This window comes from Vibrio sp. Y176 (genome assembly GCF_033438945.1).
This window is the reverse complement of the sequence record NZ_JAWOQS010000004.1, coordinates 304,373-330,458: the sequence shown is the minus strand read 5'-3', so window position 1 is coordinate 330,458 and position 26,086 is coordinate 304,373. Positions and strand designations below refer to the sequence as shown.

Here is a 26,086-nt window from a genome sequence, read left to right as displayed (position 1 = left end):
TTTACGCAGACGTTCACATTTTTTATTCAATGCATCCGTAATGGTGTTCTGTTTTAAGCGGCTGACAGCCAGTGTTTTTCTCATTCGTGAGAATTTACGAACCATAAACGGAAATCTGAGACGTTTTTGCCCCCTTGCCGTTTTGCGCTAATACATGCATAATTTGCCGGCTTTTGTGTTGCGTTTATAAAAGATTGTTTTTTTGAACGGTTAGTCGCAAAAGTGAGGCTTAAAAAGAATGTTTATATCAATAAACCGAATAGATCGGGAATCAGCGAACAGTGGCTAACGCGTAATGCCGCCGGGCGGTAGCGTGTAAACGCACAAGCGAAATTGACAAAAGTTAACAGACATTCACTGCGCGCGTCGTTCATAATGTGCAGCGGTCAGTCGACACCCAAGGAACACTTACGTGATTAATAAACGACCATGGCTAGGGGCGTTGAGTGCAATCAGCTTAGGCTTGTGCTCATTTTCTGCCTCAGCAGATTTTTATGCTGGTGCGTTAGTAAGTTACTCTAACGCTGAATTTCATCATTCCTCTTCTCCAGTAACCGAGGGAAACCCTTTCCTTCTTCAAGCGCAAGCTGGTTACTTCTTCAATGATTACCTCGCTTTTGAAGCACGTTACGGAACTTCTGTACAACGAGATAGCGGACTTGCACTAGATAGTCTTGCGAGTGGTTTTATTAAGTTGAATATGCCTGTCTCCGAGCGTGTAGCACTTTACGGACTTGCCGGTTATTCTAGTGTCCAGATCGACCAACAAAATGTAGGCTCTAATAAAGATCAAGGTTTTAGCTTTGGCTTGGGTATGCATTATGCTTTGGACAAGCAGAATGCAGTTGTCTTTGAGTTTGTTGATAGCACATCTGAAGACCAGGCACGCTTGAACGCACTTACTCTTGGCTTTCAACACCGATTTTAATTAAAGACCTAGCGCCTAGTTTTGTGGCTAGGATTTTTAACTCCTGACTTTAAATAGCGAATTATCATGCTCAAAGGATATTTCTCGATAGGTGCTTGCATTCTAGCAAGCCTATTTGCGCCACTTACTCATGCGCAGACTCCAACCCCAGAACAAATTCAAATGTTTCAGAACTTGCCAGCTGACCAGCAACAAGCATTGGCGAGTCAGTATGGTATCTCTATTCCTTCCGGCGCTTCTTCTCAGCCAAGTAGTTATCAAAACCCTCAAGTGATTGAGCAACGCCCGACTGCTAGTAGTGCTATTGAGGCAAAAGCTAACGACTCAGAAGACTCAGAAAAAGGTGAACAAGGTTTAAAGCGTTTTGGTATAGATTTATTTGCTGGTTCACCGACGACGTTTGCACCAATCAGTGATGTACCTGTGCCTGCTGACTACACGGTAGGAGCTGGTGATGAAATCGTTATCCAACTTTTTGGTAAAGAGAACGCAACGCATCGTCTTCGTGTTAATCGTGCAGGTATTATCAACTTCCCTTCCCTTGGTCCTGTTCAAGTGGCCGGCATGACATTCTCTGATGTGCGTGATTCTCTAAATCAGCGAGTAAAAGAACAAATGATTGGTGTGCGCAGTGACATTTCGCTAGGTGAAATGCGCACCATGCAAGTTTTTGTTATGGGGGATGCCTTCAAGCCAGGAGCTTACACTGTTAGTGCACTAACAACGATCTCTCAAGCCATTTATTACAGTGGTGGTTTTGGTGAGAGTGGCGCATTGCGTAACGTGCAGCTAAAGCGCAATGGTCAGGTGATTCGTAAGCTTGATATGTATGACCTATTGTTGAAAGGCGATGCACGTAACGACATCCGCTTGTTACCAGGTGATGTGGTATTTATCGGCGCATTGGGTAACACGATTTCGATTGATGGTGAAGTAAACCGCCCCGCAATCTATGAAATCAAACCAGGTGAAACCTATAAGCAAGCGATTCAAATGGCTGGTGGTTTTACGGCTAACGCTTATAGCGATCAAATCGAAGTGAAGCGTTACGCCGCTAAAGGTGCTCGCGATGTATTAACACTGAACTTTAGCCAGTCACATGACCAGCAAACTAAAGTCAAAGATGGCGATGCGGTTAATGTGCTTAAGAAAAATGAAGAACTGACCCGTTACGTACAAATTGAAGGTGATGTTCGTCATCCGGGCTTTATTGAGTGGAAGAACGGTCTGCGAATCGCAGACTTATTCCAATCCGTTGATACCTCATTTAATTCTACTGCAGATGTAAACTATGCCGTTGTTGTTCGTGAGGTTAACCCACAACGTGACATCGAGGTTTATCAAGTAAATCTTGCTAACGCGATTCTTTCGCCGAGCAGCAAAGATAACCTAAAGCTAAACTCACGTGACCGAGTGCTGGTATTTAACCGTTTCAACAATGAAGATTTAGATACCCTTGCAGATCAAGATACGGTTACGAAAGCGAAAACGCTTGAGCAAGCACAATTTAAAGCCGAGCTGGATCAACAAAAAGAGCAAGAAGTTATGAGCTCTTCTGTTGCAATATCTTCAGCGACAGACAATATGTCGAAGGGGCAATCTTCAACTGAAGAATCAGAACAGCCGAAAATCATATTCCGTGGCAAAGAAATTACCAAAGAAGACTTTGAAGTATTAAAACAAAATACGCGCCGCACGTTACTTGCTCCTGTTTTGCTACAGCTTCAACAGCAATCGCGTTTGGGTTTGGCTCCGCAGATTACAGAAGTCTTCGGTGAGGTAAAACACCCAGGGCGTTACCCAATTACCCCTCGTATGACGATTTCTACCTTGATTGAAGCTGCTGGTGGTCTAACTTATAACGCATTCACCATTAACGCCGAGTTAGCTCGTACAGTAATAAACAATAGAGATGAGCGCGCTTCTATTGATGTTGAGCGTATTGATTTACGCCAAGCTATCAAGGGTAGCTCTGCTGACGATGTCGTTATTGCTGGTCGTGATCGCCTAAACATTCTTGAGAAGCCAAATGTCAAACTCCAAAGCACAGTAACGTTGCAAGGCGAAGTTCGCTTCCCTGGTACTTATACTGTCCGTCAAGGAGAGACCTTAGGCGAGTTACTTGAACGTGCTGGTGGTCTAACCGAATTTGCACATCCGCAAGGGGCTATCTTTACTCGTGAGGCTTTACGCCTTAAAGAGCAAAAGCTATTAAACCAATATGCCGCAGATATGCGAGCAGAAACAGCGAAGAAAACCTTCCGTGCTGATAGCAACATGGGCTCGGTGATTTCTGACCCAGATAAAACATTGAAGTTTGTTGAAGAGGCAAGTCGCAGCAAAGCTCTTGGACGTATGGTTGTGCAGCTTAACCGCATCTTAAAAGATGAGCGCTCTGCGGACTTTATGTTAGAAGATGGTGACTTCTTATTTGTACCGACCTTCCGTAACACGATTTCCATCATGGGTGAAGTTCAAGTTCCAATTACATATCTGCTGGATAACAAGCTAGATGTGGATGATTACCTGAACAAAGCGGGGGGCGCTAAAAAACAAGCAGACGAAGACCGTATCTTCGTTGTACGCGCAGACGGGTCGGTTTACAAACCAAGGACAGGATACTGGTTTGGTAACAACCATGAAGAGCTGAAATCTGGTGATACTATTGTTGTACCAATTGATACCGACTACCGCGATGCATTAAGTACTTGGACTGCTGCCACGCAGATTCTTTACCAAACAGGTGTAGCGATCAACGCGTTGAAGTAAGGAACGACAAGGTTATTCCGATCAGCTTAAAACAAGATTAGAAATACAATAATAGTAAGAGCTTATGTAACGATTGAAGTTACATAAGCTCAGTTTTATGAACATTATTAATCAAAACGGCAAATACTACTCTGAACATCAATAGTGGCATTATTCAGCCGTAGCCCGTCATTCCAGCGAGCCGAAGCGAGACTAGGAATTTTGTCACAGCGCGGTTTTGTTTTGAAAGTCGGAGAACAATCTACCAAATTTCACCAATCTCTGAGTCCAATATAAAGAACCTTAGAGCTTAGGATTAAAGACCAATGGAACCACAAAAAGAACCCAATCCAAACTACCTACCATATCCACCCCAATCGCAGCCCACAGGTGATGAAATCGACCTACGCGAACTTTTCAAAGCGTTATGGAAAGGTAAGTGGATCATCATCGTGACCACATTTGTTTTTGCTGCCAGTTCAGTTCTTTATGCACTTAGCTTGCCAAATATCTACAAATCTGACGCATTACTCGCGCCGGCAGAGAGCTCAAATGGTGGAGGTCTCTCGAAAATGGCAGGTCAGTTAGGTGGTCTTGCGGCACTAGCAGGCCTTAACCTTGGTGCAGGTGAATCTTCTCAAACGGATTTAGCTGTGCAAGTAATGAAGTCTCGCCAGTTTGTTGAAGCATTCATCAAAAAGCATGATTTGCTCGTCCCTTTAATGGCGGCAAAAGATTGGAATTTAGCGAACAATAAGCTCATTTTGGATGAAGAGCTCTATAACCCGAATACAGGTGAATGGCTGCGTGAACCCAATGGCCTGCGTGGTTCAACCCCAACTGCGCAAGAAGCGTTTGAAGTATTCAATAAAGAAGTGCTGAGTATTAGCCAAGACAAAGATAGTGGTTTATACACAGTGTCAGTAAAACATTACTCCCCATATGTAGCTCAGCAATGGGTGAATTGGTTGGTTGAAGATATCAACAAAGTAATGCGTGAACGTACGATAGCAGAAACTTCACAAAACCTAGCTTATCTCAATACTCAGCTGCAGAAAACGGCGGTGGCTGATATGCAAAGCACGTTCTACAAGCTGATTGAAGAGCAAACTAAAAGCCTGATGTTAGCTGAGGTTCAAGAAGAGTTTGTATTTAAAATAGTCGATCCTGCAGTTGTACCAGAATTAAAAGATAGTCCCAAACGTGCGCTAATTTGTATACTAGGTATATTGTTGGGTGGGATGCTTGGGGTTGCAATTGTTATAGTGCGCTTTGCCTTTCGGAAAGAAGATACTTAGGAGCTAGGATTTCGTTTTACCTATTGAGACTAGTTTTGTGAAACTCTTTCCGGACAAAATTTAAAAAGGATCGAGTGAAGAGTAATATCTCAAAATGCTGAAAGTTGTCTCATGAAACTGTTGAATAGACTGAGATAAGTTAACAAAATAGTAATGGCTTAATTATGTTGTATGAATATATTGCCCTTATAACTGCCAGAGGTGGCTCTAAGGGACTTCCACGTAAAAATGTACTTCCTTTATACGGAATACCGTTGATTGGATGGACAATAAAAGCAGCACAAGGCTGTTCTTACATAAGTAAAGTTCTTGTTTCAACAGATGATGATGAAATAGCTCGCGTTAGTAAAGACTTTGGCGCTGAAGTGATTGATAGACCCGATGAGCTAGCTACGGATACAGCGAGTAGCATAGATGTGATCTCACACGCAATTTCTTGGCTAGAGCAAAAAGAAGTTCAAAAATACAAAGGTATGATTTTACTGCAACCGACCTCTCCACTTCGTACTTCACATCATATTAAAGACGCAATTGAATTATATGAAAACACAACTGCCAATATCGTAATTAGTGTATTCGAGCCAACACACACACCAATTAAAGCATATCTAGAAAACGAAGACGGCACGCTATCAGGTCTGTACAGTAACGAAGCCCCGTATCAAAGGCGGCAAGATCTACCGAAAGCATACCAGCCAAATGGGGCAATCTATGCTTTTTCCATTGATGAATTCAAATTAAATAACCACTTTCCTCGAAATAAGGTATTTCCTTATGTGATGTCAGAAGTCGAATCTACAGATATTGACACGCTTGAAGACCTGAAAAAAGTAGAGATACAACTGAAACTTAAGGACGCTAATAAATGACAACTCCTGTATTTGAAATTTCCGGGCGAAAAATTGGCCTAGATTACGACCCATTGGTGATTGCAGAAATCGGTATAAACCATGAGGGTTCTCTTAAGGTTGCGTATGAAATGGTTGATGCGGCGATTGAAGGGGGGGCGGAAGTCATTAAGCACCAAACTCACGTAGTTGAAGATGAAATGAGCGGGGAAGCGAAAAGTGTTATCCCTGGCAATGCTGATGTTTCTATTTATGAAATTATGGAGCGTTGTTCATTAAATGAAAAAGATGAGACAAAGCTGAAAGATTATGTTGAGTCCAAAGGTGCTATATTTATTAGTACGCCTTTCTCACGAGCTGCAGCCCTTCGTCTTGAAAGAATGAATGTTCCAGCATATAAAATTGGCTCGGGGGAATGTAATAACTACCCGCTGTTAGATCTAATTGCTAGTTTTGGTAAACCAATCATTCTTAGTACCGGAATGAACGACATACCATCTATTGAAAAAGCAGTTAATATTTTCCGAAAACACAATACGCCTTTCTGTTTATTGCATACTACCAACTTGTACCCTACTCCTGACCATCTAATTCGAATTGGCGCAATGGAGCAGTTACAGGATGCATTCCCCGACGCAGTTGTCGGACTTTCTGATCACAGTATTGATAACCTTGCTTGTCTTGGTGCGGTTGCAGCAGGTGCTTCAGTTCTTGAACGTCACTTCACTGATAGCAAAGATCGCCCTGGTCCTGATATTGTATGTTCAATGGATGCTAAAGAATGTGCAGAACTTATTGCCCAATCCAAGCGTATGTCAAAAATGCGTGGTGGAAAGAAAGAAGCCGCAAAAGAAGAGCAAGTAACCATTGATTTTGCTTATGCAAGTGTAGTTACTATTGCTGAGATCAAAGAAGGTGAGACATTTACACGTGACAACCTTTGGGTGAAGCGTCCAGGCACAGGTGATTTCTTAGCTGAAGATTACGAATCTCTTATTGGTAAAGTTGCATCACAAGCAATCCCATCAGATGTTCAATTGAAGAAAGAGTGCGTTCAATAGTCATGAAAAAAATATTGTTTTTGACAGGTACACGCGCTGACTTCGGTAAATTGAAAAGCTTGATTAGAAAAGTAGATCAGCACTCCGATTTTGAGGCACATATTTTTATTACTGGCATGCATATGATCACAAAATATGGTATGACAGCACGTGAGGTTGAGAAAGCGGGCTTCAAGTCGCTTTATAAATACATCAATCAAAATGGTTATGATTCGATGGACGTAGTTCTTTCCAAAACAATTCAAGGACTATCGGATTATGTAAAAGAGCTTCAACCAGATATGATTGTGGTGCATGGTGATCGTGTCGAGGCTATGGCTGGAGCAATAGTAGGAGCTCTGAACAATATTTTGGTTGCCCATATTGAAGGTGGAGAAGTTTCAGGGACGATTGACGAGCTTATTCGTCACTCAGTTTCAAAAATGTCTCATCTTCACTTTGTGTCGAATCAAACAGCGAAGTCTCGCTTGCTGCAACTTGGCGAGTTAGAGTCTAGTATTTTTGTTATAGGCTCTCCTGACCTAGATATAATGAACTCTGAGGAATTGCCTTGCTTAGATGACGTAAAATCTAGGTATGGCATTGGTTTTGAAGAATACGCTGTATTTATGTATCACCCTGTTACAACGGAAATCGATGAATTAGAAACTAATATTTCTGAGGCAGTTACTGGTATCATTAACAGTGGGAAGAATTATATTGTTATTTATCCTAATAATGATCATGGTTCGGAGGTGATTATCAAGCATCTTGACCGACTTAAAGATAATGAACGATTTAAGGTTTATCCGAGTATTCGCTTTGAGTGCTTTCTTACGATTATTAAGCATGCAGAATTTATGGTTGGTAATTCTAGCGCAGGTATACGTGAAGTACCATTTTATGGTAAACCTACTATCAATTTGGGCTCGCGACAAAATAATCGATCAAATGCAAAATCAATTATCAATGTTAAAGAAGATGCTAAGTTAATTGTCGAAGCAATAAAGCTTTGTCATAAACAAGATTTTATTTCGGTAAAAGAATTTGGTGAAGGCGAAAGTGACAATCTTTTTATAAAGTCTATTGAAAATGAAAAAACTTGGGATACAAGTAGACAAAAAATATTTATGGATCTGAAGTAATGAAAATACTACATATTGCAGCATTTGAAGGTAATATTGGTGATAATGCTAGTCATCTTGGTTTTATAAGTATACTGGAAAGACTTCTTGACTCTTATACAATTGATCGTTTAGAGATTCGCAAAGCTTACAAAAATTATACAGGTGAAGATAAAATAGAGTTTGATGATGACTTTGCTCACTTGGCGAACAGTTATGATTTGGTTGTATTTGGGGGGGGGGGATTTTTAGATTACTGGGTAAAAGACTCTAGTAACGGTACTACAATTGATATAGAGATCGAAGTATTAAAGAAAATTCGAACCCAAATCTTAATTACAAGCGTGGGTTGTAATCCTCATCGTGAAGTTCCAGATGAAAATTTTGGCAAGTTTAAGCGATTTTTAGACCATGTAAAGACCGCCGAGAATATACAAATTGCCTTGAGAAATGATGGTTCTGTTGATTCCATCAGAAGAGACTTTGGTGAAGAGTACCTCGAGAGTTTGGTTGAAATCCTAGATCACGGCTATTTTTATGAACCCAAAGATGACTTTTTATTACCGATTGATTGTAAATATATAGCTATAAACGTTACTGATGACCAATTAAATATGCAGGGTGGGATTTCTGAGAATAGAGATTGGTACTACAAAGAAATACAAAAAACAATTGAGTCAATTGTTTTAATCGGTTACAAGATTGTATTTGTTCCTCATATTCATCAGGATATAGAAGCGATAGGTACGATTTTAAGCAAGTTGCCTAATAATCTTGTTAGAGCTCATACTATTATTGCCCCGTGTCTACAAAATGATAAAGGCACAGACATTGCCTTTAATCTTTACAAGAATGCAGATTTTGTAATTGCATCTAGATATCATGCTAACGTTTGTGCGATTAAGTTTGGTGTTCCAACAATTGGTCTTTCTCCACTCAAAAGAATTGAATATACACACAAACAACTTCTTTCAAAATGCACCAATGTTGAAATAACGGAAGGTTTTTCTCAAGTAATATTACAGTTAATAAAATGCTTTGACTTTGAAGATATTGCTTATGATTCTATTCTAAAAGACAAAAAAGCTGAAACTATTGAGTTTTATCGAAGTTTTTTTGAAGAGAAAGTCAATTTATTTAATTGAGTATAAGGTGGGGGAGCCCACCTTTTAAAAATTTATGAACAGAAATGCATTATATTACATATTTTCAAATGTTTTCATAGCGTTAGTTCCATTCATACTTCTTCCTATATTGACTCGCTCATTGACTGTTTCAGAGTATGGTTTACTATCAATATTTTTGGCCGTTGTATCAAGCACTGCTTCATTTATTGGCTTGAATGCTGTAAGTGCGGCGAATAGGTTTTTTTTTGATGATATAGATTGTGACACTATATCAAAATATAACGGCATTTGTTTTCAAGTTATCCTTTTAGGACTCCTAATTTCTCTATCCTTAACTATTTCGGCTAGAAACTATGTAAGTACTTATATTGGTATTGACTTTTATTGGGTAGTTTCTGCTCTACTTATAGGTTTTTTTCATCAATTAATATTGCTTAGGTTAGGCCAATGGCAAATCAGGCAATATGCAATCAGATACTTTTTTTTCCAGTTTAGCCTAGGTGTTGCCTTAATAATATTGACACTAACGTTATTGAAATATGTCGGAAATGAAGTCGAGGTTGTCATATTTTCGAGGATTTGTGTTTTTGCTGGTTTTGCTCTGATTAGTTTATATTTATTATATAAAGACAAACTGATACGTTTTTGGTGTTTTAATCAAACCCGTCTTAAAGACGTAATTAAATACAGTTTGCCACTTCTTCCTCATACTGTTGGGCTGTACTTTATATCATTTTTGGATAGATTTTTTGTCTTTTCTAAGTTTGGTTCGGAAACCGCTGGTTTCTATATGATTGCTGTTCAGTTTTCAATGGTGATGATGCTGATATTTGATGCGCTAAATCGAGCGTTTACCCCAAAGTTATATCAATTGTTAAAAAAAGAAGATATTGAAAAGATGGCATTGGTCGTTCGTGCTAAATTGATGTTTGTTGTTTTTTCGGTAATTATTCTACCATTTTTTTATTATGTTTCACCAAAGGTAATTGTTTACTTTGCAGGCGATAAATATTTAGAATCGGTTTCTATTCTAAATATACTAGTCATCGGGCAAATATTTGGTGGCTTATATCTTTTGTTCACTAATTACATATTTTATGCTAAGGCTACGTCAAGCTTGGCTGCTGTGACTATCGTTTCATTTTCGCTACATCTGGCTTTGCTAATATTTTTACCTAAAGAATTTGGTGTGGAAGGTATTGCTTGGGTTTTTGTTGTAACAAAATTCAACCAATTTTTATTGACATTCCTACTATCTAGAAAATATGTGGATCTACCGTGGAAGAAGGGAGTTTGCTTTTGGCAATGAGTAGAGATAAAGTATTTAATATAGTTCTCGTTGAGTCACATTTGCAGTTTGAATGTGCCTTGAAGTATGTAACTGAAAAAAAATCGTCAATAGATTTAATCATAATTAGAAAAAACAATGTTTATGCTAATGATCTTAATTTAAATAAATATATCTCAGGCAATTCACGTTTGATTAATAAAGTTATCTACTTAACTGCATCCCCTAAGAATAAAAAAGAATTGATTAAAGGAGTCCTAGAAATAATAGCCTTGAACTTTGTTTATTTTATAAAGGCTAGACAGGTTTTGATTGGAGATCATCGCTCTAGATGGATGGAATTAATTGCTTGTATAACAAGAGGGGAAAGGTTTTATTTAGATGATGGTTTAGCGACGATTTCTCATTATCATGATATTATATCTAGTGATATAAAGAGAAAACTGATAACAAGTTTTGATCTTGATAGTAATGCAAACTGTCTTGTCTATAAGTTGAACAAGATAAAAATCGAACCGTTCTCTCTAGTTGAAAATTCAATTGCTATTGTTGGTATGCCTATTCTAGAAAAAGAAACTCTACCTAAAGATGTGTACCTTGAATATTTATCGGAAGTAAGCCGGAAGTTCGATTCTTTCGATATATATTACTTCCCACATCGATACGAAAGTGATTTAAATTTAGAGCTATATAAGAAAGAATTTAACTTTAAGGTTCCTGAAATAGAATGTTCAATAGAGGATTTTTATAAAAAAAACGAAGCTCCAAAGTGTTTAGTTGGTCTATACTCAACAGCATTAATTAATATTAAAGAAGGGGTTAAAGGAGTTAAGGTTTATAAAAAAGTGATAAATGTTAATTGCTTTCCCGAAAGTAGAAGAGTTGAGATATTACGTATATATGACTATATGTCTCACGCAAAAATCATTGATATTTAAATTTATATGCTGACGTTTATTTATTTTGTTTTATTTTCCATTTATCTTCTTTGGTATATTAAATTTGGCTATAGAAGAAACATAATGATGGTTCTAGGGTTGCTCTTTGTTTTCAGTGGGCCGTTATTTTATATTGACGTATTGCAGGGCGAAAAATACAACGATTATACACAAGGTGGAGTAGATCTATTTACCTTTCTAGGTGTTGTGACAATTATTCTCATTTTTTTTTCAGACGTTGTTCTGTTGAAATTAAAGAAATTAAGTGTAGTTAGTGAGGTTGATACTAAGTTTTGGGGACAGTTTTTGTTTTGTTTTTTTTTGATGTCTCTTGTTTATTTGGTCTTGAATTTTAGTAAATTGCCAATTTTTTCAATTATTACTGGAAGTGCATATATTCGACCTGATATTGTATCAACTGATTTGAGAGGTTTTTTTAGTTTCAGTATTATATCTAATGTTATCTTACCTCTTTGCTTTATTTATTTATTTAATAATTCAAAAAATAAGTGGATATTGTTCTTCTGTTTTTTATATGTTTCATTTTGTTTTGTTGTTGGTGGAAATAAAGGCGGACTGTTTTTCTTTATAGTGTTTTGCTTATTTTTTCTTTTCGATAAAAAAAATATACTTACAAGTGCAGTAGTGATCACTCTCATTTTTGGTTTATATGCACTAATTAAAATGAGTGAAGGTGCTACCATTACTCTTGAATATCTTTTATCTTCGATGTTTGAGAGGTTGTTTGTTGTACAAGGAATATCCCTTCCTAATATTCTTACAAGTTATGTAGATGGTTTAGACTTTTACAGTCTTAGCTCAAATGAAATAAAGAGAATGGTGTTTTTTAATGTCTACGGTTACTCTCCAGGTTCAATGCCATTATATTTTTATACTGAAGTGCTTATTAGATTTGGTTTGATGGCGTTTTTTTCTCTAATTTTGTTTTACTTTATCTTTAATACTATTTTACTCCACGTATCAAGCAAATTTAATAGTCGTTCTGTTTCATGGCTTATATATAGCTTTCATACTACAATTGTTATTGCTGGAGTTAATGAATCGAGTGTTTTTAGATTTTTAACCGTATTCGTCTTGTTTTTCGTTTATTTCTTAATGGGGGCAAAAAAAAATGAAATCGTTAAGTGAAAAACCTCTAGTTAGTATTGTTATGCCTTCGTTTAATTCTAGTGATACTATTGCCAAATCGATATCCAGTGTCCTAAGTCAGACTTATGATAATTGGGAGCTCGTAATAGTTGACGATTTTTCAAGTGATGACACACTAGATAAGCTTAAGCAATTTAATGATCCGAGAATAAAAGTTGTCGCATTACCTAGTAATTCAGGGTCACCAGCATATCCAAGAAATATTGGTATAGAATACTCGAATGGAGATTATATTGCCTTTTTGGATTCTGATGACTTATGGAAAGAAAAAAAATTGGAAGTGCAACTTAAAGCAATGACTAGTAAAGGGATAAACTTCTCTTGTACAGGGTATACTGTTTTAAAAGATGGTAATATTACAAGGAGTTTTACTCCACCAGAGAAAGTTCATTATGATCAACTACTCTGTAACAACAGTATTGGTTGCTTAACAGCTATGGTGAGTAAAGATCTGATGGGTGATTTACGTTTTCCACTTTGTGGTCATGAAGATTTTGCATTATGGCTGAAGTTATCAAAGAAAACAGATTATGTTCTTGGAATAAAAACACATTTGGCTGAGTATAACTTAGTCGATGGTTCGGTTAGTTCTGCAAAATCTAAATTGATTCCTTTTTTTTGGAATATATATCGTAATGAAGAAGGCTTTTCTAGGACAAAAAGCCTCTATTATTGCTTTTTGTACTTGATTCATGTGTTATTTTTTAAATATAAGAAAATTATTTAAAATGAAGAAACTGCTTTTAACTGGAGCTACAGGATTTATAGGTGGCTTTCTTTCTCTAGGTTATAACAATCTCAGGTGTGTAGTTCGAGAAACTGAGACGAATATATTTGATGATTGTTATCGCATTGATAGGATAGATGGTCGTACTTGTTGGAAAAAAGCTTTTTATGATGTTGATGCTGTAATTCATCTAGCGGGACTCGCTCACTCTGGTGACTTTTCTTACGCAGAATACAAGGAAGTAAATGTTGACGGTAGTATTAACTTAGCGAAAGCAGCCGCAAGTTTTGGTGTTAAGCGCTTTGTGTTTATTAGTTCAATTGGTGTAAATGGTACATCTACGTGCGAAAATCCATTTAAATATGACTCGTTGCCTAATCCTCACAATGTATACGCTCAATCTAAATATGATGCAGAAATTGGATTGAAAAAAATTGCGGAAGAAACTGGCCTTGAAGTCGTTATAGTTAGACCTACCTTAGTTTATGGACTTGAAGCTCCAGGGAATTTTGGTATGTTAACCAAATTAGTAAGTAAATTACCATTTTTACCTTTTGGTTCAACGAATAACAGAAGGGATTTTATCGCAGTTCAAAACTTAGCAGATCTATTGGTTACCTGTGCAACACACCCAGATGCAGCTGGGCATACATTTTTAGCGAGTGATGGTGAAACGGTCTCTATTAAGCAGTTTACTAATGCCATTGCTGATGGACTAGGTAAAAAAGTGATTCAGCTTCCAGTGCCAGTGAGTGTAATGCGCTTAGCTGGTAAACTTACTGGAAAATCATCCAAGATTGAACAACTTTATGGAAACTTAGAAGTTGATTCTTCTAACATCAAAGACGTTTTGGGTTGGACCCCGCCGTTGACTATGAAGCAAGCAATGTCGACTTTGTGCGATTCTGGAGTTAAATAGTAAATGATCCGTTTTATTGATTTTCTTGCAGCCTTTTTGGGATTGCTTTTTTTATGGCCTGTACTTCTAATCGTTATCATTGTAGGTTTGTTTGACACTGGTTCCCCAATTTTTGTTCAAGAGCGTGTTGGGCGCAATAAAAGACCGTTTAAGCTGATCAAGTTTCGTACTATGTCGGTGGAAACTAAGTCAGTGGCTAGCCATTTAGCGAACACTGCTTCCATTACCAAGCTTGGTGCTTTTTTGCGTAAAACCAAGATCGATGAGCTCCCACAATTAATAAATGTGTTGAGAGGGCAAATGAGTTTAGTTGGGCCGCGTCCAAATTTGTTCAATCAAGAAGAGCTTATTGCTGAACGAGATGCGGTGGGAGTCTATAGCGTTTTACCCGGCATTACTGGCTTAGCCCAAGTTCAAAACATCGATATGTCAACACCAGCTTTGTTGGCAAAAACAGATAGAGAGATGATCGACTCTTTAACATTGAAGAGTTACTTCAAGTACATCATTATGACTGTTACTGGTAGCGGTTCTGGAGATGCCGTAAAATAGTAATAAAGAGCGGCGAAAGTCGCTCTTTTGGTCTTTGTAACCTTTATTACCTCTTCCCAGGGAGGGGCTCATAAGAGGATTCTTTGTCAGAGCTTATTACGACGAAGTTTATACTTTTATGTTAAACTATATCCCGTTTTCCGGATACACCCACAAATAAGAATTATTATGCAACGTCTACAATTTATATGGCAGCTTTCTAGAACGCATAAAAGAATTGTCAGTGTTCTGATCGATGTAGTTCTGATCTCTTTGTCTTTTCATTTGGCGATATTAGTTCGCTCAGGTGAAACCAACTACTTCACATATCCTACTGTTTGGGGGATTCAAATTGGCGTGGCGATTGTTACAATTGCCGTCTTTGCTCGACTTGGGCTCTACAGAGCAGTGCTTCGTTACTTAACGTTTCAGGCTCTGTTTGTCGTGACTGCTGGCGCCATTATATCCGCAACGCTTGTGGCAGCTTTAAGTTTCTACATGAGTGACCCATTCCCAAGAACGGTTCCTGTTATTTATGCTGCGTTTCTTGCTCTTTTTTGTGGTGGCCCTCGCGTTATAGTCCGCTCTTTGATTGCACAGAGCTACTCTGCACAGAGCAAAGAGGTTCTTATTTATGGCGCGGGATCCGGTGGCCGACAACTCGCAATGGCATTGAGAAGTAGTGGGGACTATCGTGTAAGAGCGTTTATTGATGGCGATTCAACACTATGCAATACAATGATTTTGGGCTTACCTGTTATTGCTATTGAAGATGCAATGCCAATTATTAATAAATACGATGTTGCTCAAGTCTTACTCGCGGTACCTAGTGCTAAACGTTCTCGTCGTAAGATCATTCTTGATGAGTTGGCGAAACTGCCTGTTGAAGTGCTTACTGTTCCTGATATGACGGATATTGTCTCTGGCAAAGCAAAAATCGATGAGCTGAAAGATGTTGCTATTGAAGATTTACTTGGACGAGATCCAGTCGCCCCACAGCAAGTATTGTTGGAAGCGAACATCAAAGACAAAGTTGTAATGGTGACGGGGGCTGGTGGTTCTATTGGTTCTGAGTTGTGTCGTCAAATTGTAGAGCAGTCACCTAAATCTATTATTCTATTTGAATTGTCTGAGTTTGGTTTATATCAGATTGATCGTGAACTAAATCAACTTAAGATTGAAAAAGAGCTAACCTGCGACATTATTCCTTTGTTGGGTTCTGTTCAGCGTCAACATCGTCTAGAAACGACAATGTCTTCTTTTAAAGTTCAAACGGTATATCACGCTGCAGCATATAAACACGTTCCATTAGTCGAATTTAACGTAATTGAGGGGGTGCGTAATAATATTTATGGTACCTATTATACTGCGTGCGCGGCGATTAAAGCTGGTGTTGAATCATTTGTATTAATCTCTACAGATAAAGCTGTACGCCCTACTAACGTAATGGGTACAACTAAACGAATGGCAGAGCTTGGCCTACAGGCTCTTGCTGATCAAGAAAATGCAAAACCAAATGGTACGCGATTTTGCATGGTAAGATTTGGTAATGTCCTTGGCTCTTCAGGCTCCGTTATTCCCGTATTCAAAAAGCAAATTGCATCAGGCGGACCAGTAACCGTTACTCATCCAGAGATCACTCGTTTCTTCATGACCATTCCTGAAGCTGCACAGCTAGTTATTCAAGCTGGAGCAATGGGCAAGGGAGGCGATGTATTTGTTTTAGATATGGGCGAGTCAGTCAAAATTACAGACTTAGCAAGTAATCTTATTCAGCTATCTGGTCTGGAAGTAAAATCTGAGGCTAATCCTCATGGTGATATTGAGATTCAATTCTCAGGGCTTAGACCTGGTGAGAAACTGTATGAAGAGTTGCTTATTGGCGACAATGTAAAACAAACCGCACATGAGAGAATCATGACGGCGCATGAGGTTCATTTACCCCTAGAAGAATACGAGCTGTTGTTGAGCGAGCTCGACTTTGCCTGCCATAGTATGGATCACGAGAATATCCGTACATTATTGTTAAATGCCCCTACCGGTTTTAATCCTACAGATGGTATTGGCGATTTAGTCTGGAGCCATAATCAATTGGAATTAAATCTGGTTCATACAGAGCTCGTTGTAAACGAATAGAATAAAATGAATACTTAGTGTCCGTTTGTTTTTATCGGCTGATGCCGCTTAGCTCCTGATAACAAAGATCTTTAGATTGCTTAAGAGTTGTACTGCTTAGTTCTAATAAGTATAGCTCTTAGAACTAGGGTAAAATTATGAAAATTGCTGTTGCTGGTACAGGCTACGTAGGGCTTTCTAATGCAATGTTGTTAGCTCAAAACCATGAAGTGGTTGCACTAGATATCGTTCTTGAAAAGGTTGAATTACTTAATAAAAAACAATCTCCAATTGTTGATACTGAGATTGAAGATTTCCTTAAAAATAAGGAACTAAACTTTACCGCTACAATAGATAAGCAGAAAGCTTATCAAGGTGCAGAGTATGTTGTGATCGCAACGCCAACGGATTATGACCCAGTCACGCATTACTTTAATACATCTTCTGTTGAAGCTGTGATTAAAGATGTTATGTCTATCAATCCAGATGCAGTAATGGTGATTAAGTCTACTGTTCCTGTTGGTTATACTGCTCGCATTAAGGAAGAGTTGGAGTGTAAAAATGTCATCTTCTCACCTGAGTTTTTGCGAGAGGGCAAAGCGCTTTATGACAACCTTCACCCATCACGTATCATTGTTGGTGAGCGTAGCAAGCGTGCGGAAGTATTTGCTAGCTTGCTAGTGGAAGGGGCAGTAAAAGACGATATTCAAGTTCTTTTTACTGACTCTACAGAAGCTGAAGCAGTAAAACTGTTTTCAAACACCTACCTTGCAATGCGTGTTGCGTACTTTAATGAGCTGGATTCTTACGCAGAAGCTCACGGTTTAGATGCTCGTCAGATCATTGAAGGTGTTGGTTTAGATCCTCGCATTGGTAATCATTACAACAACCCATCATTTGGTTACGGTGGTTACTGCTTACCAAAAGACACTAAACAGCTTTTAGCCAATTACCAAGATGTACCAAACAACATCATCGGCGCGATTGTGGATGCAAACCGTACTCGTAAAGACTTTGTGGCGGAGTCAATCCTCAAGCGTGAACCAAAAGTGGTTGGTATCTACCGCCTCATTATGAAGGCTGGCTCTGATAACTTCCGTGCTTCTTCTATTCAGGGCATCATGAAGCGTATCAAGGCGAAAGGTGTTGAGGTCGTGGTTTATGAACCTGTACTCAAAGAAGAAGATTTCTTCAACTCTCGAGTGATTACAGACCTGAGTGAATTCAAACAAAGTGCGGATGTTATTGTTTCCAACCGCATGGTGGAAGAGTTAGCTGACGTTGCGGATAAAGTTTACACGCGTGACTTGTTTGGCAGTGATTAAATTTTTAGTATAACGATAATATGGCCCTCATGCATGAGGGCCTTTTTTACAGTTGGTGAATTGAAAAATGATTAAAAAATGTCTTTTCCCTGCTGCAGGCTACGGTACTCGTTTTCTACCTGCAACAAAATCCATGCCGAAAGAAATGATGCCAGTGGTGAACAAGCCATTAATTGAATACGGTGTTGAAGAAGCCATTGAAGCGGGCATGGATGGAATGTGTATTATCACAGGTCGTGGCAAACATTCTTTGATGGACCACTTCGACAAAAACTACGAGTTGGAACATCAAATCTCAGGCACAAGTAAGGAAGCACTGTTAGATGATATCCGCTCTTTGATTGATTCAGCGAGTTACACTTACATCCGTCAGCGTGAAATGAAAGGCTTAGGTCACGCTATCCTTACGGGACGTGAATTGGTCGGTGATGAACCGTTTGCTGTAGTGCTTGCGGATGACCTTTGTGTGAATAAAGACAAAGGCGTTCTAGCGCAAATGGTTGAGCTGTACAAACAGTTCCGCTGTTCAATCGTTGCGGTACAAGAAGTTCCGGAATCAGAAACGCATAAATACGGTGTGATTGCTGGCGAGATGATCAAAGATGACATCTTCCGCATTGATAACATGGTTGAAAAGCCAGAGCCAGGTACTGCACCTAGCAATCTAGCGATTATTGGTCGTTACATTCTGACCCCTGATATCTTTGAGCTGATTGAAAATACAGAACCGGGTAAAGGTGGCGAGATTCAAATCACCGATGCGCTGATGCAACAAGCTCAATCTGGTTGTGTTTTGGCATACAAATTTAAAGGTCAGCGTTTTGATTGCGGCAGTGTAGAAGGTTACATCGAGGCGACAAACTACTGCTACGAGAACCTATACAAAAAAGCGTCTAGTGCTGAGCTTCCTAAAACACCAACTGTAAAGGTTGCTGAACCTGCATAGTTGTTCAGTCTCGTTACTAACGTGCTTTAACATGGCTTTCTGACGTACAAAGCTTAGTTAAAGCACGTTGATATTCAAATTCTTATGTTGTTTTAACTCATTAACAATAAGTAAGAACTAGGTTGTATCGTTCTAATGTCGGCTGATATTAGTTTAATAAACAACCTCAATTCCCTTTACTTCCAACTTTTCTCCTAACTCTTTTTTTGCTTCTTTCTCCCCATGTATCAAATGCACGGCTTTTGGTTGTTTAGAAACTCCAGTAACAAACTTCAATAAATCGCTTTGGTCTGCGTGTGCGGAATATCCAGAGATGGTATGGATCTGCGCGTTAGCTTCGATTGGTTGGTTATCGATATCCACCGTGTGGCTGCCTGATTGGATTTCTCGACCTAAGGTTCCTGGCGCCTGATAACCCGCAAACAACACATCATTTCTTTCATCCGGTAAGAGTACTTTTAAGTAATTGACGATTCTTCCACCTTCGCACATACCGGATGCCGCGACGACAATCGCAGGCTCATCGGTGGAGGCTAGTCGATTCACTAATGCTTGATGTTCTCGATGGTTTTCTACAGTAATGCATTGTTCAAAAGCGAGGGGATGACGATGATTGTTGAGCTTTTGTTTTGCTTCTTTTCCCCATAGTTTTTTGAAACGGCGGTAGGTCTTCGTGACTCTTTTCGCAAGTGGTGAGTCTAGGATAATTGGCAAAGAAGACGACAAGTCGCGTTGGTGAATCAGCTGTTCAATATCGAATAACAGTTCCTGCGTACGTCCTGCGCTGAAAGCAGGGATCAGAACAACACCACCGTCTTGTAGTGCGTGATCGATAATGGCGTTCAAGCGCTCAGTTCGAGTTGTAATGTCTTCATGCTCTTTGTTGCCGTATGTGGACTCGATGAACATATGGTCGGCACGCTTTGGCGGCTTTGGCGGCTTTGGATCGGGTAAGAGCGGGGTATTGGACGGACCTAGATCGCCGGAAAACACAATGACTTCATGATTGCGGAGTTTGAATTCTACGTAAGCGGAACCAAGAATGTGCCCTGCTGGTTGAAAGCGTAGATAACATTGTTTACCAAGTGGCAGCCATTGTTGGTAGTCATGGGGTCTCAGCTGTTTTTTAATGACATTGAGGACTTGTTGACGCTGATGGTAGTTCAAAACCAGTTGCAGCTTTAATCCATCTTCTAACATGAGCGGTACGAGTTCGGCTGTTGCTTTGGTGCAATAAATGGGGCCTTTAAATCCAGCAGTCAGTAACCAAGGTAGGCGTCCAATATGATCGATATGAGCGTGAGTCAGGGCTAATGCTTTGATGTGTTTAACCGGAAACTCAATATCCAATGATGCCCTGCGGTTGCCAAAATGGATGTCTTTGCCTTGGAAGAGTCCGCAATCGATCAAGATGCTACCGTGTGGCAGTTTCAATTCATGACAAGAGCCAGTGACGGTATGTTTCCCACCAAGGTGAATCACATTGGCGATGTCTGATATGGGTGTTTTCATGTCGATTGCTCCTCCTTGAACAAGTATCAGTAACTATAAATCCAGTGGGCAGGCTAAGTGAATAGAGTTCGTTGGTCGGATGGAATTGAGTGGGAATAATCGGAAGTGCGATTAGGTTCTTTGTTTTGATGTAAGGCGTTTTTCGTTACTTAACTTTGGGTTTGACACATGCGGTTAGTAGATTCCTGATGTCGTTGAGCTCCTTGGAGTGACAAAACTCATTAGATCGTAAGCAAACAAAAGGGATGCATGATGCATCCCTTTGTTATTTTTACTCTCAGTAAAAACGAGATTAAGCTTTTGCTTTAGCCGCTGCTTTAGCGATTGCTGCGAAGCTTTTCGCGTCTAGAGAAGCGCCGCCAACTAGAGCGCCGTCGATGTCTGGTTGTGAGAAGTAAGCTTCAGCGTTTTCTGGCTTAACAGAACCGCCGTATTGGATGATTACTTGTGCTGCAACTGCTTCGTCTTTCGCTGCGATTAGTGCGCGGATAGAAGCGTGGATGCGTTGTGCATCTTCAGCGGTTGCTGCTTTACCAGTACCGATAGCCCAGATTGGTTCGTAAGCGATGATTGCGCCGTTTAGAGCTTCAACACCGTAAGTGTCGATAACTGCGTTGATTTGACGTGCACATACAGCTTCAGTTTCGCCAGCTTCGTTTTGCGCTTCAGATTCACCGATACAGAAAACAGGTGTTAGACCGTTTTCTTTTAGGAAGTTGAATTTCTTAGCGATGAACTCGTCAGATTCGTTGTGGTATTCACGACGCTCTGAGTGACCGATGATGATGTGAGTAGCACCGAAATCTTTCAGCATTTCTGGAGACATATCGCCAGTGAACGCACCGCTGTTGTTTAGGTCAGTGTTTTGAGCACCTAGGATGATCTTGTTACCGCCTTCAGCGATTACGCGCTCTGCTAGGTCGATGTAAAGTGCTGGTGGAGCGACTGCTACGTCAACACCTTCAACGCCTTCAAGTTCAGCGTTAAGACCAGTTAGCAGCTCAGTTACCATTGCTTTGCTGCCGTTTAGTTTCCAGTTACCCATCACTACAGGACGACGCATAGGAATATCTCCCTTATCTTTAATGTAAATAGTCAATTAATGTAAAAAATCTACGTAGGAATATAACAGAATAATGTGAACAGATCATGATTGGCGTCATGTCTTGTCCGGCTTTCTTTGTTGATTCGACCAAGCATCGATCCTGTTATTTTTGTCAAAAGCAACCGATTGGTGATCGCGTAGACAGAATGATAGTTCATTCCTCGGAAATTGCTGCTGAGATTGGTATTACTACGCGCTGGAATTAATTGTTGTAGAAAGGAATCAAAATGCCAAATCTCGTTTTAGAGTATTCAAACTCGGTGGAAGAACGCGTCAATGTTCAGGGGTTACTGGAGGATTTACATAAAACGGCGTTAGAAAGTGGCCTTTTTGAACTCGCGTCAGTGAAATCTAGAACGCTCCGGTGCCACAATTGGTTAATAGGAGAGGAGGGAGATAGCCTCGACTTTATCCATATCAACTTTGATTTGTTATCTGGTCGCTCCCAAGAACAAAAGCGAGAACTGTCACGAGCCTTGATGGCGACTCTTCAAGAGCAAGCCAGTCACGTGCACAGTTTAACGGTCAATATCCGAGACATGGATATAGATAGCTTCCAAAAGGTAGTGAACTAGGTTGCGCTAAATTGCCCGAGAATAGCGAGGGGTTATTGTTACGAATTCTCAGCCTGGCTCTGCTTGTTATATGGGCGTTGTGGGCACCCAAGCTATCGGTGTCCTTTCCAAACTATATCGACTCGGCTAATCTATAACCTTTCTACTTTGGGGTAAAATTTGATGTCGACTAAAGAGTTACTGTTTTCTTTTCAAGGACGTATAGACCGTAAAACCTACTGGATTTGGAACGTCATTTACTATGTGTCCATTCTAGGCTTTGGTGCCGGTATCAGCCAGCTGCTTCCTACTCTCTCCTATGTGCTTCTTCCTATTTTCTTGGTGGTTCTGCTGATCCCTGATTTGGCGATCACCACCAAGCGTTGGCACGACCGCAACAAATCGATCTATTGGCTAGCACTGAATATTCCGTTGATTATCGGACGAATTGCCACGCCAATGACCAGCCCTGCCGCGCAAGAGCCGTCGACCCCACAGATGTTCGTTGCTTCCATTTCTCTGATTTGTGGTTTATGGATTCTAATTGAATGTGGTTTCTTAAAGGGAACATCAGGACCAAATCAATATGGCCCTGAGCCGGAGTAATCGCTTCAAGTACCGTGCGTGCTGAAAGTAGATTCTTAGTCTCGCTGAGGCTCGCTAGAATGACGAATTCTTTTGATTTAGAGGCTGATAAAGTCATCGTTATTCTGAGCAGAGAGATGCGAGTGTGGTTCAGAATCTATCATCCGATTGTACGGTGGTTTAGGTGAGCGGGAGAGAATAGGAGCTTGCTGATACCAGATTCTTAGTTTCGCTGAGGCTCGCTAGCATGACGAACTCTTTTGATGTAGAGGCTGTTAAAGTCACCGTCATTCTGAACTGCGAGGGACGAGTGTGATTAAGAATCTATCATCCGATTGTGCGGTGGTTTAGGTGAGTGGGAGAGAATAGGAGCTTGCTGTTACCAGATTCTTAGTTTCGCTGCGGCTCGCTAAAATGACGAACTTCTCTGGTTTAAAGGCTGTTAAAGTCACTGCCATTCTGAACAGAGAGGTGCGAGTGTGGTTCAGAATCTATCATCCGGCATGAGCATTGGCTAAGGTGAGCAGGAGAGAATAGGAGTTTACTGTTGGCAGGTTCTTAGCCTTGCCGAGGCTCGCTAGAATGACGCTCCCCTTTGGTTTAGAGGTTGTTAAAGTCATCGTCATTCTGAACTGCGAGGAACGAGGTGATTCAGAATCTATCATCCGGTTGAGCAGTGGTTAAGCTGAGCGGGAAAGAATAGGAGCTTGCTGTTACTAGATTCTTAGTCTCGCTGAGGCTCGCTAGAATGACGAACTCTTTTGATATAGAGACTGTTAAAGCCATCATCATTCTGAGCAGCGAGGAATGAGCGTGATCCAGAATCTATCATCCGATTGTGCGGTGGTTTAGGTGAACGGGAAAGAATAGGAGCTTGCTGTTACGAGATTTTTAGTCTCGCTAAGGCTCGCTAGAATGACGAACTCTTTTGATTTAGAAACTGTTAAAGCCATCGTCATTCTGAATAGCGAGGAACGAGGTGATTCAGAATCTATCATCCGGTTGAGCAGTGGTTAAGCTGAGCGGGAAAGAATCGGAGCTTGCTGATACCAGATTCTTAGTTTCGCTGCGGCTCGCTAGAATGACGGACTCTTTTGATTTAGAGGCTGTTAAAGCCACTGTCATTCTGAACAGCGAGGAATGAGCGTGGTCCAGAATCTATCGTCCGGTTGAGCAGTGGTTAAGCTGAGCGGGAAATAATAGGAGCTTGCTGTTACCAGATTCCTAGTTTCGCTAAAGCTCGATTGAGTGACGAGCTCCTTTGATTTAGAGTCTGTGAAAGCCATCGTCATTCTGAACAGCGAGGAACGAAGTGATTCAGAATCTAGGCGCAGAGTGCTCTGAGATTGAAATAAACTGCCTGAGCTTGCGAATTACAACGGAAAAGTAACAGCGAATAATGAAGGAGAATGAATCATCGATAAGACACCTTGCGTTTATATCCTAACGTCAAATAACAACGCCGTTCTCTACATAGGTGTTACCAGTCAGCTGCCCCAAAGAATATGGCAACATAAAAATGGAGTAGTGGAAGGATTTACTAAGAAATACAACGTTCATAAGCTCGTTTACTTTGAGTTATTCGACGATATGGCTAATGCTATAAACCGAGAAAAGCAGCTCAAGCAGTGGAAGCGTGAGTGGAAGTTAGCCTTGGTAAGAGAAACGAACCCTAACTTTCTCGATCTATCTACTGAGTATCAGTAAAAATCATCCCTATCTTTAAACGCATTTAAGCTAACCACATCCGCTTTTTGTGTCGGTGCCGCTTCCCCTTCTAGCGCTGCTTTGAACTTTACGACCTGTTTTTGCAACTCGTTCATCAATACCACATTGGTGTGATGAGGGTTTTTACACGTGCTGATGACTCTATCAATGTGGCTTTGTTGAGCCCACAATCTTTCTTTCATATCTTCTGATGCGCTCTCGATCATCTCTTTCGCCATCTCATGACGAAATTGCTCAAAAGCTTCTGGGTCTCGCTCTGCCATTCGAACCATTTCATCGAATGGAGGAAGCGTTTGGGATGGGATATGACGTAGATTAGACATCGATGCTCTCCAAATCCTTATGGAAATTGCCTTTAGTTACTAAAAGCCTATACCACTAGAAAGAGGAGAGAGGATGAATTCTTCAGCCGTCTCACTTATAAGAGAAGCTTTCAAGCTGGAGATTGAATAAGTGCGGCATGTCGATGTTTGGTTGTGGTGGTTACTGCAGTTGTTGGATGCGGTAAACGCAGCGTCTTTGGCCGCTAATGATGTGTTCGGTACGCTCTACTTTGGTGTCACGTCCAAGTAAAGACTGAAAGACACTCAATTCTGATTGGCACAAGCTTGGGCAGCGAGTTGCGGCTTTACAAATCGGACAGTGATTTTCGATTAAAATAAATCCGTTCTCATCTTTCTCGAGTTCAGCCATATAGCCTTCTTGCTCTCTTAATGTGATGAGTGTTTCTAGTTTGCTTTGCAGAGAGTCGCATTGCTCAAGGTGCTGACGATAACTTTGTAACGTGAGTTTTTCCCTCTCTGATGTGACTTTTTCCAGTCCATCTTTGCCAAAGATATGTTCGACAGCTTCTATAAACTGAATGGTCAACTCACCGTGACGGTCAGCAAATTGCTCATGACCTTTTTGAGTGAGAGACCAATGACGAGCAGGGCGACCAACTTTTACTTTTACGTCATGGATAGAAAGAATGCCATCATCTTCTAAACTTTGCAGGTGCTGACGAGCCCCCATGGTTGTCATACCTAGCTCAGAGGAGAGTTGTTTTGCAGTGACGGAGCCATCACGCTTAACGATTTGCAATATCCTATCTACGGTCTTCATATACCCACCATTTATACGTCAGTACATATTATGCGCGATAGGGTTAGTAAAGAAAAGTGTTGACTTAATTTGAGTGTGGATTTGTAGGGGGCTATGTTCATATGAGCCAAGATATGTCGTCATTCTGAACGGCGAGGAATGAGGTGATTCAGAATCTATCGTCCGGTTGAGCTGCGGTTAAGGCGATCAGGAAAGAATAGGAGTCTGCTGTTACCAGATTCTTAGTCTCGCTGGAACTCGCTAGAATGACGAGTTCTTTCGATTTAGAGCTTATTAAAGTCTCCGTCATTCTGAACAACGAGGAACGAGGTGATTCAGAATCTATCTTTTGGTTGAGCAGCGGTTAAGGCGAGCAGGACAGAATAGGAGTCTGCTGTTACCAGATTCTTAGTCTCGCTGGAGCTCGCTAGAATGACGAGTTCTTTT

Annotated in this window: 23 protein-coding genes; 19 read left to right on the top strand and 4 right to left on the bottom strand. The window is 40.3% G+C overall.

From position 1 onward, the window contains the following. Window positions 1-412 precede the first annotated feature (412 nt). From R7O13_RS12720 to galU, 16 genes are all read left to right on the top strand, one after another. The gene (locus R7O13_RS12720) at window positions 413-928 is read left to right on the top strand and encodes a porin family protein (RefSeq protein WP_017634964.1); all 516 of its coding nucleotides are present in this window, start codon (window positions 413-415) and stop codon (window positions 926-928) included. A 66-nt stretch (window positions 929-994) separates the two neighbouring features. After that, the gene (locus R7O13_RS12715; protein WP_318303976.1) at window positions 995-3,697 is read left to right on the top strand and encodes an SLBB domain-containing protein; all 2,703 of its coding nucleotides are present in this window, start codon (window positions 995-997) and stop codon (window positions 3,695-3,697) included. Between the two features lie 305 nt (window positions 3,698-4,002). After that, window positions 4,003-4,974 carry a Wzz/FepE/Etk N-terminal domain-containing protein gene (locus R7O13_RS12710; RefSeq protein WP_054576857.1) on the top strand — a complete coding sequence of 324 codons (972 nt, stop codon included), beginning with the start codon at window positions 4,003-4,005 and terminating at the stop codon, window positions 4,972-4,974. A 164-nt stretch (window positions 4,975-5,138) separates the two neighbouring features. Further along, window positions 5,139-5,843, top strand: a complete 705-nt coding sequence (locus R7O13_RS12705; protein ID WP_137281665.1) for a cytidylyltransferase domain-containing protein — start codon at window positions 5,139-5,141, stop codon at window positions 5,841-5,843. Beyond that, window positions 5,840-6,883 (top strand): N-acetylneuraminate synthase family protein, encoded by a 1,044-nt coding sequence (locus tag R7O13_RS12700; protein WP_054576859.1) that lies wholly within the window; start codon window positions 5,840-5,842, stop codon window positions 6,881-6,883. The genes R7O13_RS12705 and R7O13_RS12700 overlap by 4 nt, the downstream gene beginning before the upstream one ends. Window positions 6,884-6,885: 2 nt before the next feature. Then, the gene (neuC, locus tag R7O13_RS12695; protein WP_137281666.1) at window positions 6,886-8,007 is read left to right on the top strand and encodes a UDP-N-acetylglucosamine 2-epimerase; all 1,122 of its coding nucleotides are present in this window, start codon (window positions 6,886-6,888) and stop codon (window positions 8,005-8,007) included. Beyond that, a complete protein-coding gene (locus tag R7O13_RS12690) occupies window positions 8,007-9,131 on the top strand; it encodes a polysaccharide pyruvyl transferase family protein (RefSeq protein ID WP_318303973.1) in 1,125 nt (374 codons plus the stop codon). Before neuC ends, R7O13_RS12690 begins: the two co-directional genes overlap by 1 nt. 34 nt (window positions 9,132-9,165) lie before the next feature. Further along, on the top strand, window positions 9,166-10,422 hold the full coding sequence (locus R7O13_RS12685) for a lipopolysaccharide biosynthesis protein (protein WP_054576862.1): 1,257 nt from the start codon (window positions 9,166-9,168) through the stop codon (window positions 10,420-10,422). After that, the gene (locus R7O13_RS12680) at window positions 10,392-11,339 is read left to right on the top strand and encodes a hypothetical protein (RefSeq protein WP_137281668.1); all 948 of its coding nucleotides are present in this window, start codon (window positions 10,392-10,394) and stop codon (window positions 11,337-11,339) included. Before R7O13_RS12685 ends, R7O13_RS12680 begins: the two co-directional genes overlap by 31 nt. Before the next feature lie 84 nt (window positions 11,340-11,423). Beyond that, a complete protein-coding gene (locus R7O13_RS12675) occupies window positions 11,424-12,488 on the top strand; it encodes a hypothetical protein (RefSeq protein ID WP_054576864.1) in 1,065 nt (354 codons plus the stop codon). Then, window positions 12,472-13,236, top strand: a complete 765-nt coding sequence (locus R7O13_RS12670) for a glycosyltransferase family 2 protein (protein ID WP_054576865.1) — start codon at window positions 12,472-12,474, stop codon at window positions 13,234-13,236. Before R7O13_RS12675 ends, R7O13_RS12670 begins: the two co-directional genes overlap by 17 nt. 1 nt (window position 13,237) lies before the next feature. Next, on the top strand, window positions 13,238-14,155 hold the full coding sequence (locus R7O13_RS12665) for an NAD-dependent epimerase/dehydratase family protein (protein WP_054576866.1): 918 nt from the start codon (window positions 13,238-13,240) through the stop codon (window positions 14,153-14,155). A 3-nt stretch (window positions 14,156-14,158) separates the two neighbouring features. Next, window positions 14,159-14,707: a sugar transferase gene (locus tag R7O13_RS12660; protein ID WP_054576867.1), complete on the top strand. Its 549-nt coding sequence runs from the start codon at window positions 14,159-14,161 to the stop codon at window positions 14,705-14,707. 168 nt (window positions 14,708-14,875) lie between these two features. Continuing rightward, window positions 14,876-16,822: a polysaccharide biosynthesis protein gene (locus R7O13_RS12655; protein ID WP_137281669.1), complete on the top strand. Its 1,947-nt coding sequence runs from the start codon at window positions 14,876-14,878 to the stop codon at window positions 16,820-16,822. A 137-nt stretch (window positions 16,823-16,959) separates the two neighbouring features. Continuing rightward, window positions 16,960-18,126, top strand: coding sequence for a nucleotide sugar dehydrogenase (locus tag R7O13_RS12650; protein WP_054576869.1), 1,167 nt, complete (start codon window positions 16,960-16,962; stop codon window positions 18,124-18,126). Window positions 18,127-18,193: 67 nt separating this feature from the next. Continuing rightward, window positions 18,194-19,072, top strand: a complete 879-nt coding sequence (gene galU, locus R7O13_RS12645; RefSeq protein ID WP_137281670.1) for a UTP--glucose-1-phosphate uridylyltransferase GalU — start codon at window positions 18,194-18,196, stop codon at window positions 19,070-19,072. A gap of 153 nt (window positions 19,073-19,225) precedes the next feature. Here the strand turns inward: galU and R7O13_RS12640 are convergent, their stop codons facing one another. Continuing rightward, window positions 19,226-20,584, bottom strand: a complete 1,359-nt coding sequence (locus R7O13_RS12640; RefSeq protein ID WP_318303969.1) for an MBL fold metallo-hydrolase — start codon at window positions 20,582-20,584, stop codon at window positions 19,226-19,228. 292 nt (window positions 20,585-20,876) lie between these two features. Beyond that, window positions 20,877-21,647, bottom strand: a complete 771-nt coding sequence (tpiA, locus tag R7O13_RS12635) for a triose-phosphate isomerase (RefSeq protein WP_005384863.1) — start codon at window positions 21,645-21,647, stop codon at window positions 20,877-20,879. A 269-nt stretch (window positions 21,648-21,916) separates the two neighbouring features. Here tpiA and R7O13_RS12630 point away from each other — a divergent pair, with 269 nt between their 5' ends. The 3 genes from R7O13_RS12630 to R7O13_RS12620 all read left to right on the top strand — a co-directional run bounded on the left by R7O13_RS12630 (window position 21,917) and on the right by R7O13_RS12620 (window position 24,535). After that, window positions 21,917-22,264: a 5-carboxymethyl-2-hydroxymuconate Delta-isomerase gene (locus R7O13_RS12630; RefSeq protein ID WP_017820736.1), complete on the top strand. Its 348-nt coding sequence runs from the start codon at window positions 21,917-21,919 to the stop codon at window positions 22,262-22,264. Between the two features lie 162 nt (window positions 22,265-22,426). Further along, window positions 22,427-22,849, top strand: a complete 423-nt coding sequence (locus R7O13_RS12625; RefSeq protein WP_033905993.1) for a DUF805 domain-containing protein — start codon at window positions 22,427-22,429, stop codon at window positions 22,847-22,849. 1,392 nt (window positions 22,850-24,241) lie between these two features. Further along, window positions 24,242-24,535 (top strand): GIY-YIG nuclease family protein, encoded by a 294-nt coding sequence (locus R7O13_RS12620; protein ID WP_025768346.1) that lies wholly within the window; start codon window positions 24,242-24,244, stop codon window positions 24,533-24,535. On the opposite strand, the gene R7O13_RS12615 is transcribed toward R7O13_RS12620, so the two are convergent. Together R7O13_RS12615 and R7O13_RS12610 are read right to left on the bottom strand one after the other, a co-directional pair. After that, the gene (locus R7O13_RS12615) at window positions 24,529-24,879 is read right to left on the bottom strand and encodes a DUF3135 domain-containing protein (protein ID WP_053303351.1); all 351 of its coding nucleotides are present in this window, start codon (window positions 24,877-24,879) and stop codon (window positions 24,529-24,531) included. The genes R7O13_RS12620 and R7O13_RS12615 overlap by 7 nt on opposite strands. A 160-nt stretch (window positions 24,880-25,039) precedes the next feature. Then, window positions 25,040-25,660, bottom strand: coding sequence for a metalloregulator ArsR/SmtB family transcription factor (locus R7O13_RS12610; protein ID WP_318303966.1), 621 nt, complete (start codon window positions 25,658-25,660; stop codon window positions 25,040-25,042). Window positions 25,661-26,086: the final 426 nt, after the last annotated feature.

Excerpts from the sequence above, each read along its gene's own strand:
- R7O13_RS12715 (WP_318303976.1), top strand. The coding sequence starts at position 995 with ATGCTCAAAGGATATTTCTCGATAGGTGCTTGCATTCTAGCAAGCCTA.
- R7O13_RS12710 (WP_054576857.1), top strand. The coding sequence starts at position 4,003 with ATGGAACCACAAAAAGAACCCAATCCAAACTACCTACCATATCCACCC.
- R7O13_RS12705 (WP_137281665.1), top strand. The coding sequence starts at position 5,139 with ATGTTGTATGAATATATTGCCCTTATAACTGCCAGAGGTGGCTCTAAG.
- R7O13_RS12700 (WP_054576859.1), top strand. The coding sequence starts at position 5,840 with ATGACAACTCCTGTATTTGAAATTTCCGGGCGAAAAATTGGCCTAGAT.
- neuC (WP_137281666.1), top strand. The coding sequence starts at position 6,886 with ATGAAAAAAATATTGTTTTTGACAGGTACACGCGCTGACTTCGGTAAA.
- R7O13_RS12690 (WP_318303973.1), top strand. The coding sequence starts at position 8,007 with ATGAAAATACTACATATTGCAGCATTTGAAGGTAATATTGGTGATAAT.
- R7O13_RS12685 (WP_054576862.1), top strand. The coding sequence starts at position 9,166 with ATGAACAGAAATGCATTATATTACATATTTTCAAATGTTTTCATAGCG.
- R7O13_RS12675 (WP_054576864.1), top strand. The coding sequence starts at position 11,424 with ATGATGGTTCTAGGGTTGCTCTTTGTTTTCAGTGGGCCGTTATTTTAT.
- R7O13_RS12670 (WP_054576865.1), top strand. The coding sequence starts at position 12,472 with ATGAAATCGTTAAGTGAAAAACCTCTAGTTAGTATTGTTATGCCTTCG.
- R7O13_RS12665 (WP_054576866.1), top strand. The coding sequence starts at position 13,238 with ATGAAGAAACTGCTTTTAACTGGAGCTACAGGATTTATAGGTGGCTTT.
- R7O13_RS12660 (WP_054576867.1), top strand. The coding sequence starts at position 14,159 with ATGATCCGTTTTATTGATTTTCTTGCAGCCTTTTTGGGATTGCTTTTT.
- R7O13_RS12655 (WP_137281669.1), top strand. The coding sequence starts at position 14,876 with ATGCAACGTCTACAATTTATATGGCAGCTTTCTAGAACGCATAAAAGA.
- R7O13_RS12650 (WP_054576869.1), top strand. The coding sequence starts at position 16,960 with ATGAAAATTGCTGTTGCTGGTACAGGCTACGTAGGGCTTTCTAATGCA.
- galU (WP_137281670.1), top strand. The coding sequence starts at position 18,194 with ATGATTAAAAAATGTCTTTTCCCTGCTGCAGGCTACGGTACTCGTTTT.
- R7O13_RS12640 (WP_318303969.1), bottom strand. The coding sequence starts at position 20,584 with ATGAAAACACCCATATCAGACATCGCCAATGTGATTCACCTTGGTGGG.
- tpiA (WP_005384863.1), bottom strand. The coding sequence starts at position 21,647 with ATGCGTCGTCCTGTAGTGATGGGTAACTGGAAACTAAACGGCAGCAAA.
- R7O13_RS12630 (WP_017820736.1), top strand. The coding sequence starts at position 21,917 with ATGCCAAATCTCGTTTTAGAGTATTCAAACTCGGTGGAAGAACGCGTC.
- R7O13_RS12625 (WP_033905993.1), top strand. The coding sequence starts at position 22,427 with ATGTCGACTAAAGAGTTACTGTTTTCTTTTCAAGGACGTATAGACCGT.
- R7O13_RS12615 (WP_053303351.1), bottom strand. The coding sequence starts at position 24,879 with ATGTCTAATCTACGTCATATCCCATCCCAAACGCTTCCTCCATTCGAT.
- R7O13_RS12610 (WP_318303966.1), bottom strand. The coding sequence starts at position 25,660 with ATGAAGACCGTAGATAGGATATTGCAAATCGTTAAGCGTGATGGCTCC.